This is a genomic window from uncultured Sunxiuqinia sp. (assembly GCF_963974515.1).
Taxonomy (GTDB): domain Bacteria; phylum Bacteroidota; class Bacteroidia; order Bacteroidales; family Prolixibacteraceae; genus Sunxiuqinia.
Map to the genome: position 1 here is coordinate 1 of NZ_CAXBDD010000096.1, position 15,099 is coordinate 15,099.

A 15,099-nucleotide genomic window follows, 5' to 3' on the forward strand; every position below is an offset into this window, starting at 1 on the left:
TAGCTGGGGGATATTTGAAGTAAACATCAGGAGTTCCTTTTCACGCAACACAATCACACGGTAGCAGAGCGACATCTTAAATGCTTTTTTTATCTTTGCAGCCATTCACAATTGTCGACTCAAATTATTTTTTCACAAAAATCTACGGAATATGCTACCAAAAATAAATCCTACATCTACCAAGGCTTGGAAAGCACTGGAAGCACATTATGCTTCGTTTAAAAACACTCAGATTAAAGACCTTTTTGCTGAAGATGCTTCGCGTTTTGAAAAGTATAGTCTAAAATTTGAAGACATCCTTTTGGATTACTCAAAAAACCGGCTGGACGACAAAGCTTTGTCACTGTTATTGGAATTGGCTGAAGACTGCGGTTTGAAAGAAGCCATTGCCAGTGAATTTTCGGGACAAAAGATCAATGCAACGGAGGATCGCGCGGTACTTCATGTGGCTTTGCGCAACCGTAGCAATACACCTATCCTGGTTGACGGCAAAGACGTGATGCCCGAAATTAATGAGGTACTGGACCAAATGAAGCGGTTTTCCGAAGAAATTATTTCAGGTGATTGGAAAGGATATACAGGCAAATCCATTACTGACATTGTCAATATTGGCATTGGGGGTTCTGATCTGGGCCCATTGATGGTCACGGAGGCTTTAAAACCCTACAAAAAGGAACATATCAACCTGCATTTTGTATCGAATGTGGATGGGACTCATATTGCCGAAACGTTGAAGTTGGTTAATCCTGAAACAACTTTATTTATTGTCGCCTCAAAGACTTTCACCACACAAGAAACCATGACTAACGCCAACAGCGCAAAAAGCTGGTTTTTGAATGCCGCCAAGGATGAGTCGTTTGTTAAAAATCATTTTGTGGCCTTGTCTACCAATGCTGATGCGGTTGCTGCTTTCGGTATTGATACCAAAAATATGTTCCGTTTTTGGGACTGGGTTGGTGGTCGCTATTCGGTTTGGTCGGCCATTGGTTTGTCGGTAGCTTGTGGTATTGGCTTCGACAATTACATCGAGTTTCTTGAAGGCGCACATGCGATGGATAATCACTTTAAAACGGCTGATTTTGATCAAAATATTCCGGTCATATTAGCTTTAATCGGCCTCTGGTATAACAACTTCTATGATGCCGAAACCGAAGCCATCCTGCCTTACGATCAGTACATGCATCGTTTCGCTGCTTATTTTCAGCAGGGCAACATGGAAAGCAACGGGAAATATGTTGATCGAAATGGAGAAGCCGTGAATTATCAGACTGGCCCGATTATTTGGGGAGAGCCTGGCACCAATGGTCAGCATGCCTTTTACCAATTGATCCACCAGGGAACCAAGTTGATTCCTTGCGATTTTCTGGCCCCGGCCATTAGCCAAAATCAACTGGGAGATCACCATCCCAAATTGTTGGCAAACTTTTTTGCACAAACCGAAGCCATGATGGTGGGCAAATCGGAAGAACAGGTAGTGGCCGAATTGAAAGCAGCCGGAAAATCGGATGTTGAAATTCAGTCGCTGAAGAATTTTAAAATCTTTCAGGGGAACATCCCAACCAACTCCATCCTATTTAAAAAATTGACTCCGCATACACTGGGTGCTCTGGTAGCGATGTACGAACACAAAATATTTGTTCAGGGGATTATCTGGAACATCTATAGTTTCGATCAATGGGGTGTGGAACTTGGCAAACAACTGGCCAATAATATCCTTCCTGAATTAACGAATGAGAAGGTTGTTACCAGCCACGACCCATCTACCAACGGTTTGATCAATGCCTATAAAGAAATGCGATAGACCATTTCTGAAAATGATACAGAAGAGGTATTCCTGATGGAGTACCTCTTTTTTTTATAGAATTATCTTAATTTATCCGTCAATTGTCGAATCTCAACAGCAGGAGGTACATTGCCATACAGAATGTTATAAACGGCATCACAAATCGGCATTTTCACCTTGTAGCTCGCGTTTATTTCGTGAATGGACTTGGTCGCATAATAACCTTCAGCCACCATGTGCATTTCAATTTGCGCAGTACGTGTGGTGTAGCCCTTGCCAATCATGGCGCCAAAGGTGCGGTTTCGTGAAAACTGCGAATAGGAAGTCACCAGCAAATCGCCCAGGTAAGCCGAGCTTTTAATATCGCGGGTGATGGGATGAACCTTATCAACAAAACGCTTGATTTCCTGAATGGCATTGGCAATAAGCACCGCCTGAAAGTTATCGCCATAACGCAATCCGTGTACAATACCCGACGCAATGGCAATGATATTTTTCAGCACGGCAGCGTATTCAGTCCCGAAAATATCATCGGACACATGTGTCCGAATGTATTCGCAGTCGAGCTTAGAGCCAAAATCACGGGCCCGCTTAATATTTGGACAGGCAATCGTAAGGTAAGACAAGCGTTCCAATGCCACTTCTTCAGCGTGGCACGGACCGGTAATCACTCCAATCCGTTCGTAAGGTAATTGATAGGATTCGTGTAAATAATGCCCCACAATCTGGTTGAACTCCGGCACAATTCCTTTGATGGCCGACACCACAAATTTTTGGTTGATCGGAACGGTCAATTTTGAAAAGGCTTCATGGAGAAACGCAGAGGGAATCGTCAAAATCAAAATATCGGACGCCTCAACAATCTCGTTAATATCATTGTAAAAGCTAATCTTGTTGATGTCAAACTCAACACCCCGCAAATAATTTGGATTATGCCTGAAACGTTTGAACTGCTCGATATTGTCGGCGCTACGAAAATACCAATTGATGCTGTCCTCGTTATTCAACAGGATTTTAGCCAGGGCGGTTGCCCAGCTTCCACTTCCTATAACCGCTACTTTTGGTTCTGAATTCATAAATCAAACAACTTTAGCTATTCAAGCCATTGTTTAACATCATCCATCGATGGATTTGTCAGGCCAAGTTTGTTCTTTTTATTGAAACCACAAAGCTCATTGAAGAATTTCCCGGCTTTGGTCTCTTTTAAAGCTTCTGTTTTTTGAATGCCCAACTTGCGAATCACCCCGACCCACTCGGCTGGGATGCCCATTTCGATGAACTTTTCATCCGTATCAACGTCTGCTTTCTTCTCAGGTTTCATTTGTGGAAAGAAAAGCACATCCTGAATGGAAGCGTTGTTGGTCATAAACATGGTCAGTCGGTCGATGCCAATACCCATGCCCGATGTTGGAGGCATGCCGTATTCCAGCGAGCGAAGGAAGTCCTGGTCGATAAACATGGCTTCGTCGTCGCCTTTCTCCGAAAGTTTCATTTGGTCTTCAAAGCGTTCGCGCTGGTCAATCGGATCATTCAGCTCAGAGTAAGCATTGGCCAGCTCCTTGCCATTCACCATCAGCTCGAAACGCTCGGTCAGCTCCGGATTTTCGCGGTGCTTCTTAGTCAGTGGTGACATTTCAACCGGATAATCAATAATGAAGGTTGGCTGAATGTAATGGTGTTCGCATTTCTCGCCAAACAATTCATCAATCAATTTCCCTTTGCCCATGCTTGGGTCGGTTTCGATATCAAGTGCTTTACAAATATCGCGCAGTTCTTGTTCGTTTTTACCGGCAATATCGTATCCGGTGTGCTCAAGAATAGCATCGCGCATGGTTACCCGGGGGTACGGACGTTTAAAGTCGATCAATTTGTCGCCAAGGGGAACTTCCGTTTTGCCATGCAAAGCCAAAGCTACCCGTTCCACCATTTCTTCGGTGAAATTCATCATCCATTTATAGTCTTTATACGCCACATAAATCTCCATCACCGTAAACTCCGGGTTGTGGGTGCGGTCCATGCCTTCGTTACGGAAGTCTTTGGCAAACTCGTAAACCCCTTCAAATCCGCCTACAATCAAGCGCTTCAGGTAAAGCTCGTTGGCAATACGCAAGTACAACGGAATATTCAGGCTGTTGTGATGCGTGATAAACGGACGGGCGGCAGCTCCACCGGGAATGGCCTGCAAAATGGGCGTTTCTACTTCCAGGTAACCCCGCTCGTTAAACATCTCGCGCATGGTGTTGATGATTTTCGTCCTTTTGATGAAGGTATCTTTCACTTGTGGATTCACAATCAGATCGACATAGCGCTGGCGGTAGCGTTGTTCAAGACCGGTAAACGCATCGTAGGTTTTACCATCTTTTTCCTTCACCACCGGCAAGGGACGAAGCGACTTTCCGAGTACGGTAAATTCCTTGACATGAATAGATTTCTCGCCTACCTGGGTGGTGAAGGCAAAACCTTTTACCCCAATGATGTCACCAATATCCAGCAGTTTTTTAAACGCTTCGTTGTACAAGGTCTTGTCATCGCCTGGGCAAATTTCATCGCGGTTAAAATACATCTGAATCCGGCCGGAATCATCCTGCAATTCAGCAAACGAAGCTTTTCCCATAATCCGTCGGCTCATGATCCGCCCTGCCAAAACAACATCCTGGTAATTTCCCTTTTCCGGGTCAAAGCTGGCCTTGATTTCTGCCGCTTTGGCATTCACTGGATACTCTGCTGCCGGGTACGGCTCAATTCCTAACTCACGTAACTTCGCCAATGAATTACGACGAATAACTTCCTGTTCGCTAAGCTCTGCTACACTCATGGGTATCATTCAATTTGATGTCTTTCGTAAAAATTTTGTGCAAAGATAACAAAGAAATGTTTATTCCCTTCCAAAGTCTATTTCAAACTAAAAGGAACATAATCAAGAGTTTGGAACACCTAAATATCTGTTGATAATTTTCTAACAAGTCTAATAGTTTGAATGGTTGAAAATTAGATTCAAATCTCCGCTATTTATTAACAAAATACGACTGGCTGGATTTCTTTCTCTTTCCAGATCGAAGTGCATTGCTTATCTTTGACAAATTAAAATCGTGTACACAAAACGAGGCAGAAGCAATCAGAATGGATAAAATCTGGAACATCAAAACCCAAGGCGATGCCAATGTTATCAAACATTTATCTGCTGCCCTCAATGTGAACATGGTGATTGCAAATCTCTTGGCACAACGGGGAATCACCTCTTACAACCAAGCCAAATCCTTTTTTCGCCCCCGCTTATCCGACTTGCATGATCCGTTTTTGATGAAAGACATGGACAAAGCTGTCGCCCGCCTGGAGCAAGCCATTGAAAATCAAGAAAAAGTGATGATTTATGGCGATTATGATGTGGACGGAACCACCTCGGTTGCGGTAATGTACCAGTTTTTACGCAGCCGCATCAAGAACCTGGACTACTACATTCCCGACCGTTACTCCGAAGGCTACGGGATTTCACCGCAAAGTATCGACTACGCTTCGGAGCAAAACGTATCGCTGGTTATTGTGCTCGACTGCGGAATAAAAGCCGTTGAAAAAATTAAGAACGCCAAAGACCGGGGCATCGATTTTATCATTTGTGACCATCATAATCCCGACGACGTGATTCCCGATGCGGTTGCCGTTTTGGATGCCAAACGCCCTGACTGCAACTACCCCTTCAAAGAATTGTCAGGCTGCGGTGTTGGCTTTAAATTACTGCAAGCCTATACCATTAAGAACGATGTTCCTATTGTTGAGCTTTACGATTTGCTCGACATGGTGGTGGTCAGTATTGCTTCAGACATTGTGCCGGTCATAGGCGAAAACCGCGTGCTGGCTTATTACGGGCTTCGTAAGCTGAATACCAACCCCAGCCTGGGCTTGAAAACCATCATTCAGCTTTCGGGACTGGTTGGACAGAATATTTCGGTGAGTGATATCGTTTTTAAGATTGGACCGCGACTCAACGCTTCGGGCCGCATTGAACACGGCAAGAAGTCGGTGGCCATCATGGTCGTAACCGATGAAGAAGAAGCCATTGACTTGGGAAACGAAATCAATTCGTATAACGAAATCCGCAAAACACTCGACCGTGACATCACCCAGGAAGCGCTGGATATGATTGCGCACGATCCGAACCAGGAAAACCGAAAAGCTACCGTCTTATACAACCGCGACTGGCACAAAGGTGTGGTTGGAATTGTGGCCAGCCGCCTGACCGAACATTACTACCGCCCCACGGTTATTTTAACCGAATCGAACGGACTGGCTACCGGTTCGGCCCGATCGGTAAAGGATTTTGATTTGTATGAAGCCATTGGTTCGTGCAGCGATTTGCTCGAATCGTATGGCGGACACATGTATGCTGCCGGACTCACGATGAAGATTGACAACATCCCGGCCTTCACCCGCCGGTTTGAAGAGATCGTTGCCAAACAAATTACCGAGCAGCAACAAACCGAGATGATTGAGGTGGACGCCAAAATCCAGCTCTCCGACATCACCCCAAAGTTTTATCGTGTATTGAAGCAATTTGCGCCTTTTGGGCCTCACAATATGACCCCTCTTTTTGTCACCGAAAATGTATTGGACGCCGGAACAAGCCGCTGTGTTGGACGCCAGCTCGAACACCTAAAGCTAGACTTGGTGGAACCCACCCTCACCTCTTCCGTCTTTCAGGCCATTGCTTTCAACCAAGCCGACCATTACGAAGCCATCAGCCAGGGTTTACCATTCGACATCTGCTATTCCATAGCCGAAAATGAGTTCCGGGGCAAGACAAACATTCAATTGTACGTTCGCGATATTTCAGCAAAACTATATTAATATATCAAACCAAATTTCAACTCGATTATGAACCTGATGAAGAAAGAGAACCAGAACCAGTTTACGGGACGTAACATGGTTTTGGGCGTACAGTTTTTGTTTGTTGCTTTTGGGGCAACCGTTCTTGTGCCACTTTTGGTGGGCATCGATCCGGCCGTAGCGCTGTTTACTGCCGGTGTGGGAACCTTGATTTTCCATATCATCACCAAAGGAATGGTGCCTGTATTCCTTGGAAGTAGCTTCGCCTTTATTGCCCCCATTATTGAAGCCACCAGGCTGTATGGCCTGCCCGGAACGTTCTCCGGAATTATTGCTGTGGGACTGGTTTACGGATTGGTTTCAGCCATCGTAAAATGGCGCGGCATCAAGTTTATTGAACGTCTGTTTCCGGCAACCGTTGTGGGCCCGGTAATTATTACCATCGGCTTGTCGCTGGCCTCGGTAGCTGTTGACATGGCCAAAACGCATTGGATTATTGCCGCCATCAGTTTGGCTACAGCAGTGATCGTGGTGGTATACACTAAAGGATTGATTAAACTGATCCCCATTTTTATCGGTATTATCGTTGGCTACCTGGCTGGTTTCCTGTTTGGTGTCATCGACTTCACCCCGGTAAAAGAAGCCGCTTGGTTTGCCCTTCCGGGATTTATCATGCCCGAGTTTAGCTGGGGAGCCATTTTGTATATGATTCCGGTAGCTGTGGCACCCATTATTGAACACGTGGGCGATATGTACGCTATTGGTGGCGTTGCCGAGAAAAATTTCATTGAAAAGCCTGGATTGCACCGCACCTTGCTGGGCGATGGTATTGCTACTGGCTTGGCTGGTATGGTGGGTGGTGTGCCCAACACAACCTATTCGGAAGTAACCGGAGCCATTGCCCTGACCAAAGTGACCAACCCTTTCATTCTTCGGATTGCAGCCGTTACCGCCATTGTTTTCTCGCTGGTGGGTAAAATCAGTGGCATTCTGAAAACCATTCCGCAGGCGGTATTGGGTGGAATCATGCTCCTGCTTTTCGGACTGATTGCTTCGGTGGGCATCAAAACGCTGATTGATTCAAAAACCGACATGGGTAAAATCCGCAACCAGGTGGTGGTTTCCATTGTATTGACCATCGGCATTGGCGGGGCCGTCATTTCCTGGGGCAACTTCTCGCTGGCTGGAATCGGGCTGGCAGCCGTAGCCGGCATCTTGCTCAACCTGATCCTTCCCGGACATGCCAAACAAGTGGTGGTGAAAGAAACGAAATAGTAAACGTGCTTTTACAATACATGGCGGCCGTCTCCAGTTTGTTTGGAGACGGCCGCCTGCTTTTAATGGTTTCCAAAAAGCATCGGTACATGATGAAGCATTTGTACCGACAAGACGGATAAACACTCCGCGATAAAAAGATTTTTCTTCCGTACCTAAAGAAACTTGAATACCTACCAAATTATTCTTCTAATGAGGGCTTCACTTGAAGGGGAACCCTCATTAACGCGTGCGTGTCGAGTCATCCCTATCCCTAATTTATTCGGGATCTACATAAAAACAGGAAAAGTTGTTTCTAGCCAACAGGCCCTAAAACAAGTTCAAGGTGCTCCATCTTAAGAGGACTTGAGTCATAAAAAAAGCCACTCTTCGTCAGCTGACGGAAAATGGCTTTTGGTATTGTTGATTGATCAGATGACTTCAGTTCATCCAATCAATAAGAACTTAGCTTCTATTCGTGTGCCGAGATCAAGATCTCCAGAATCTTTTTACCCGCAGCTGACACGCTGGTTCCGGGACCAAAGATGGCAACCACACCAGCATCGTACAGGTACTTGTAATCCTGCGCGGGAATGACTCCACCGGCAATGACCATGATGTCTTCGCGGCCCAGTTTTTTCAACTCGGCAATAACGGCAGGCACCAGTGTTTTGTGACCAGCAGCCAGCGACGAAACACCCATCACGTGCACGTCGTTCTCAACGGCTTGCTTGGCGGCTTCTTCCGGCGTTTGGAACAGCGGTCCCATGTCTACGTCGAAACCGAGGTCGGCATAACCGGTAGCTACTACTTTGGCGCCGCGGTCGTGACCATCCTGCCCCATTTTGGCAATCATGATCCGAGGCTGACGGCCTTCCAGTTCTGCAAATTTCCTTGCCAGCTCCTGGGCTTCGGCAAAGGTTTTGTCTTGTTTACTTTCTGATGAATACACGCCTGAAATTGTTCTGATTACAGCTTTATAACGTCCCACGACTTTTTCGCAGGCATCTGAAATTTCACCCAATGAAGCACGCTTCTGAGCGGCTTTAATCGAGAGGTCGAGCAGGTTGCCTTCGCCGGTTTCGGCGCATTTGGTAATGGCCGCCAGGGCTTGTTGCACCTCTTCTTCATTTCGCCCGTCACGCAGCTTTCTCAAACGCTCAATTTGCGACAAACGAACTGCGGTGTTATCGATGTCCAAGATATCAATTGGATCTTCTTTCTCCAAACGGTACTTGTTCACCCCAACAATGGTTTGTGCGCCACTGTCAATACGTCCTTGCGCGCGGGCTGCAGCCTCTTCAATCCGCATTTTCGGCACACCGGTTTCAACGGCTTTCGACATACCACCCAGCTTTTCAACTTCCTCAATCAGCGCCCAGGCTTTGTTGTACAACTCCTGTGTCAATGATTCGACATAGTAAGAACCGGCCCATGGATCGGCTCCACGGCAAATTTCGGTTTCTTGCTGAATGTACAACTGCGTGTTACGGGCAATCCGTGCCGAAAAATCGGTTGGCAAGGCAATCGCTTCGTCAAGCGCATTGGTGTGCAACGACTGGGTGTGTCCCAGCGTAGCCGCCATCGCTTCAATCGCTGTCCGGCCCACGTTGTTAAACGGATCTTGCTCTGTCAACGACCAACCCGAAGTCTGCGAGTGCGTACGCAAAGCCATCGATTTTGGATTTTTCGGGTTGAACTGCTTCACCAGTTTCGCCCAAATCATGCGAGCAGCACGCATTTTGGCAATTTCCATGAAGTGGTTCATTCCAACGGCCCAGAAAAACGAAAGGCGAGGTGCAAAAGCATCCACATCCAAGCCGGCTTTGATACCGGTGCGCAGGTATTCCAAACCATCGGCCAGGGTGTAAGCCATTTCAATATCGGCTGTTGCACCGGCTTCCTGCATGTGGTAACCCGAAATGGAGATGGAGTTGAACTTCGGCATTTTTTGCGAGGTGAACTCGAAGATGTCGGCAATCGCTTTCATCGAGAATTCCGGCGGGTAAATATAAGTGTTTCGCACCATGAATTCTTTCAGAATATCGTTTTGAATGGTTCCTGAAAGCTGGTCCAGCGTGGCGCCCTGCTCCAAGGCAGTGACGATGTAAAAGGCCATGACCGGAAGCACGGCTCCATTCATGGTCATCGATACAGACATTTTATCCAAGGGGATCTGGTCGAACAGGATCTTCATGTCCAGGATCGAGTCAATGGCTACACCTGCTTTACCCACATCCCCAACCACACGTGGGTGATCGGAGTCGTAACCCCGGTGTGTGGCCAGGTCGAATGCGACTGAAAGCCCTTTTTGCCCCGCAGCCAGGTTGCGGCGGTAAAACGCATTGGACTCTTCGGCAGTTGAAAACCCGGCATACTGACGGATAGTCCACGGACGCATAGCGTACATGGCCGAGTACGGCCCGCGAAGGAACGGCGGCAAACCGGCAGCATAATTCAAATGCTCCATGCCTTCCAAATCTTCTTTGGTGTAAACCGGCTTCACCGGAATCTGCTCCGGAGTCACCCAGTCTTTCTCAATTTTATTTTGAGCAGCCCACTCGCTGGCTTTTGGCTGGGGAGCGGCTGTCTTGATATTGATGTTTTTAAAATTCGGTTTCATACTTTTTGTTTTTTAACGCGAAGAAGCCAACTGTACTTCATGAATCGATTGAATCAAATCTAGGCCCAGCTCTTTGTGGACCTCAAATGAAGCATTCATAGTGGGCCGGGCAATTCGTTTGTATTCAATTTTTGAAATCATCTTAGCCTTCTTGTGTCTTTGCGTTCGGTTTAAATTACTCCAAGCTTGCTTTGATAGGCCTTCAGTTCTTCCAGCAAGTTGCTTTTTACATGGATGAAGTTTTCAATGCCTTTGGCTTTGAGTTCATCAGTGCAGGCAGGAGCGCCGGCAACCACGAAGATGGCTTCATCTTTCAACAAGTCATAAGCAGCAGGAGCAAACGCAGCGTACTCATCATCCGAGCTACAAATCACGACGATGTCGGCAGCTGCCTGTTTGGCTGCGGCAACACCATCTTCAACCGAGGCAAAACCGTTGTTATCCCTTACCTCATAACCGGCAACCGCAAAGAAATTGCAGGCAAACTGCGAACGGGCTTTGCTGAAGTTCAGGTTACCAACCGTAAGCATGAAAGCCAGCGGACGTTTGTTCGTTTTTGCATATCTATCGGTGGCTACGCGAATGGCTTCAAACGCCTGTGCCCCACGATATGGCTTAATGGTTTCAATTTCGGCATCATCAGCAGTCAAGTCAGTGGGCTGCAAGGCATCCTCAACCAATTCGGCTTTTTCCAGGCGCTCGCTAAAGTTCGGAAATTGGTTAACACCCAAGAGGTTTTCGCGGCGGGTGGCTACATTCAGATCGCGTTTGGCAGCCATTGCCTTCACTTCAGCCTGAATGAAACCGGCCTTGGCCGCAGCTAAAAAGCCACCTTGATCCTGAATGGCGAGGAACAGTTTCCAGGCTTCATCAGCAATCGATGCCGTCAGTTCTTCAATATAATAGGAACCGGCACCAGCGTCCACAATTTTATCAAAGTGCGATTCTTCCTTCAGCAGCAATTGCTGGTTGCGGGCAATCCGGTCAGAGAAGGTCGTTGGATCTTCATAAATCGCGTTGAACGGAAGCACGGTGATGGAATCGGCTCCACCCAGGGCTGCGCTCATGGCTTCGGTTTGCGTACGAAGCATGTTCACATAAGGATCGTAGAAGGTTTTGTTCCAGCTTCCGGTTTCTGCGTGTACCTGCATTTGGCAAGCGGCCTCACCTTTGGGTTCGTAGGCTTTTACAATTTGTGCCCACAACAGCCTTCCGGCACGTAGCTTGGCAATTTCCATAAAGTAGTTGGAACTTACACTCAAATTGAATTTGATGTTTTTTGCCACTTGATCAACAGCGGTACCCGCCTCAGTCAAAGCCGAAAGGTACTCCGTTCCCTGTGCCAGCGCAAATGCGAGTTCTTGCACCGCGGAGGCACCGGCATTACCGTAGTTTTTACCGTTGATGGCAATCACCCGGTAATTGGGGAACTGGCTGGCTTTTTCAATCAGCCCTTTCACCTGCTCCACCGAGCCTTCAAAACCGTTCTTCATGCGACCATAAAGCAGGTAGTTGCCAAACGGATCACACGCCACTGAAGCTACAATGTTTTTCGGATCCCAAGTGCCTGCGGCGGCATATTCGGCGAAAGCCAGCGCAATTTTATTGGTGAAACACTTGGCCATAAAATTCACTTCAACCGATTCCAAACAAATGCCTTTCAGCAAAATGCCCATGTCAGCCACAGTGACTTCGGTACACTCATTAAAAACAAAGCCGAGCGAGGTCACCCCTTTCATCAAAACGTCCAGTGCCTTTTTGTTGGCCTCTTCCAGATCCTTTACGATGATGTTTTGACGCACATACCAATCGTTGTTGCTGGTTTTGGTACCACGCACGTAAGGAAACTCACCCGGAAGTGCATCCAAGTAGCCCAGCTTCTCCAGGTCTTCCTGCCGGTAGTAAGGCTGCACGGAAAAACCTTCATTGGTCCTCCAAACCAGTTTGCGGTCAAAATCGGCGCCTTTCAAATCGGCTACTACCTTTTCTTTCCACGCTTCGGTGCTGACAGGAGGAAACTCTTGAAATAGTTTGATATATTTTTCTGCCATAATGTAACTGTTAAGAAAATCAGGCTGCAAAATTAGTCTTTTTACATAAGGACTGTTCAAAATGCACCAAGTTTTTAACCTTTAGGTAACAAATATCATGTTTTGATTTTCAGACATTTACATCTTAAATTTAATCAGCTTTCGAATTAGACTTCTTATTTATAAACACTATAGATAACAGCTTGTTTGGCAATGCCTTTAATAGCATTAAATCTCGGGGAACATCAGATTCCTGAACGCTAAAATTCAATCTTGTAACTTAGGTTAGGCACCATAATCCGGTCAAATTGTTTTTCGGGCAATCCGGTTTTCAGGTTAAATTCGTAGTCGCGGTATTCTTCATGTCCCAGAACATTGAGTAAATGCAGTGACCAGATACTGGCATGTTTCGGTTTATTCTTCCGGTACGAAAAACTCAGCGACAGCACCTTTGCCGGATCTTCCTGCTTTTCATATGCCTTGGAGTAATCGTAAGTCAGTTCGCCTGTTTCCACCGATTCATCCACCAAAAGAGGAGAATAGCGGTCGCCGCCCATTAAGGTCATCCGCCCGTTAATCCCTAGACTATTGGCATCATTTTTTCCAACCCGCCATTCTTTACCCGCCAGCAGGTTCAGAATATAGTTTTTATTGTAAAGGCTGTTGCGTTCTATGCCATCACCGCCTTTGTATTTCGAATCGAAAACCGATGTAGTGGCCAGGTAGTAAAATCCATTGGTAAAAAAACGCTCGAGGGTGACGTCAATGCCCAAGTTGGTCCCTGTACCATCATTCTCCAAGGCTTCATTGAAAAACCAGTCCAGCTCCATGTTCTGCAGCGAGAAATATCCGCCGGGCACCACCGGCACATCGAACAAATACTGGAAGTACGGTTCCACCTTGAACCTGGTGTTTTCATTCAGATTGACATCGTAAGACAATCCAAAATGGTGCGCCTTAGTCATTTTTAGATCTTTATTGGGTTGCACAACACCATTTCCTGTTTCCTGGCGAGCCAGGTAGAATCCGATCATTTCAATGCGGCTGTTTAAGCCATAAGCCAACCCAACTGCCTGCTCCGGGAGAAACTGCCACTTCAATCCGACCCGCGGTTCAACTGAAACCTCTTCATTCAGTTCAAAATAGTGGGCATGTACACCGGCACTGAACTCGAGTTTATTGTTCAGTTTCAGTGCTGACTGGGAAAACAGTTGAACCGAAAACCCGTTCCCCTTCTCATCGGCATATGAAAACAGTGGATCGCCTGGCTGTTCAGCCTCGCGATTATCAACATTGTAGTACCGGTTATTCAACACAAATCCGGTCCGGTTGGAGTGCCGATTTCCAAACTTGTGATTCAAGGTGCTGGTCAAAGTATATTTCCAGGTGTTGTTATTCACACGTTCTTTTTCCTGTAAAACCCGTTGATCGTCCAATTGATCATAGGCCGTTTCAATGCCGTTTCCCGATGCAGCCAGGGTTGTGTGCAGGTATGTTTTTTCACTGAACAACACTCTGTGCGTCAATCCAATTGCCCCGGTCGATAAATTCAGTTCATACCCCTCTTTATCCTGAACGGTTTCCCAATCTTTCGGATCATCAAACGGATCACGCTGCTGATGGTCGAGCGCACCAATTCCCCAAAGCGTAAAGTTACCGGCCTTTTTTGTCTGGAAACTTAATTTGAATGAAAAGTCCTGATAGCCGATGGTGCCCGCTTCTTCAGGAATCAGCCCGCCAAGGAAAGCGTAGCTTGAATAGCGATAATTAAACAGGTACGACGCGACGCCTTTCTTGAAAGGGCCCTCCGAAGATAAATCCAAGCCAACAATGCCTGCCTGCAGAGTATGCTCAAATTTTTCATTGTTTCCGGTTCGCATACGAACATCGAAAACGCCGGAAAGCGCGTTGCCGTATTCAGCAGGGAAAGCACCAGTGTAAAAGTCGGAATTGGCCAGCATTTGGCTCGACAATGCCGTGGTTCCACCGGCCCCAAATGCAATCACATCGGCAAAGTGTGTCGGGTTTGAAATTTCTACTCCCTCCATACGCCAAAGCAGGTTGCGGGGCGAATTTCCCCGAATGACAATGCCATTGTTCCCGATTTCGGAAGCCACCCCAGCAAACGATCCCGCCAGCCTTGCCGGGTCGTCAAATCCTCCGGCGTAACGATTAGCCTCCTCCACGCTCAACTGGCGTGCGCTTATCATGGCCAAGGTATTGATCGGCCTCTCCTTTGAAGTTCGGGCGGTAATAGTCACTTCTCCCAGCTCTTCGGTTAACTCGGTGAGCCCGGCATGCAACACCACCTCTTTTCCGGAGCCAACAAGTACTTCGCGAAATAAATAGTTTTCGTAGCCTACAAACCTGACCCATACATCATATCGTCCCGGATGCACATTCCACAAACGAAATTGCCCGTTTTCACCAGTGATGGTTCCCAACTGCGGTTCGGTTCCCAAAATAACGACTGATGCCCCGGGCAGCGGAGCCTGAGTAACGGCATCAACTACTTTTCCCTTGATTACCTGGGCCGCTGGTTGTGACCACGCCTCTGTTCCGGCAACTAAGAAGAATAATACAACTGC

Annotated in this window: 8 protein-coding genes; 3 read left to right on the top strand and 5 right to left on the bottom strand. The window is 47.0% G+C overall.

Annotated elements, in window-relative coordinates:
* Positions 1–151: 151 nt before the first annotated feature.
* Positions 152–1,801 carry a glucose-6-phosphate isomerase gene (gene pgi / locus AAC033_RS15660; RefSeq protein WP_339739803.1) on the top strand — a complete coding sequence of 550 codons (1,650 nt, stop codon included), beginning with the start codon at positions 152–154 and terminating at the stop codon, positions 1,799–1,801.
* A 62-nt stretch (positions 1,802–1,863) separates the two neighbouring features.
* Here the strand turns inward: pgi and AAC033_RS15665 are convergent, their stop codons facing one another.
* Entirely contained in the window at positions 1,864–2,859 is a 996-nt protein-coding gene (locus tag AAC033_RS15665) for an NAD(P)H-dependent glycerol-3-phosphate dehydrogenase (protein ID WP_339739805.1), read from the bottom strand.
* Positions 2,860–2,876: 17 nt separating this feature from the next.
* Positions 2,877–4,598, bottom strand: a complete 1,722-nt coding sequence (gene lysS / locus AAC033_RS15670; RefSeq protein ID WP_339739807.1) for a lysine--tRNA ligase — start codon at positions 4,596–4,598, stop codon at positions 2,877–2,879.
* 305 nt (positions 4,599–4,903) lie between these two features.
* Here lysS and recJ point away from each other — a divergent pair, with 305 nt between their 5' ends.
* A complete protein-coding gene (gene recJ / locus AAC033_RS15675) occupies positions 4,904–6,625 on the top strand; it encodes a single-stranded-DNA-specific exonuclease RecJ (protein WP_339739809.1) in 1,722 nt (573 codons plus the stop codon).
* A 36-nt stretch (positions 6,626–6,661) separates the two neighbouring features.
* On the top strand, positions 6,662–7,879 hold the full coding sequence (locus tag AAC033_RS15680) for a solute carrier family 23 protein (RefSeq protein ID WP_339739811.1): 1,218 nt from the start codon (positions 6,662–6,664) through the stop codon (positions 7,877–7,879).
* Positions 7,880–8,330: 451 nt separating this feature from the next.
* Here the strand turns inward: AAC033_RS15680 and scpA are convergent, their stop codons facing one another.
* The 3 genes from scpA to AAC033_RS15695 form a co-directional block, all read right to left on the bottom strand.
* Positions 8,331–10,481 (bottom strand): methylmalonyl-CoA mutase, encoded by a 2,151-nt coding sequence (scpA, locus tag AAC033_RS15685; RefSeq protein ID WP_339739814.1) that lies wholly within the window; start codon positions 10,479–10,481, stop codon positions 8,331–8,333.
* A gap of 170 nt (positions 10,482–10,651) precedes the next feature.
* Positions 10,652–12,532 (bottom strand): methylmalonyl-CoA mutase family protein, encoded by a 1,881-nt coding sequence (locus tag AAC033_RS15690; protein WP_339739816.1) that lies wholly within the window; start codon positions 12,530–12,532, stop codon positions 10,652–10,654.
* Between the two features lie 239 nt (positions 12,533–12,771).
* A partial coding sequence (locus tag AAC033_RS15695) for a carboxypeptidase-like regulatory domain-containing protein (RefSeq protein ID WP_339739818.1) occupies positions 12,772–15,099 on the bottom strand: 2,328 nt, incomplete at its 5' end.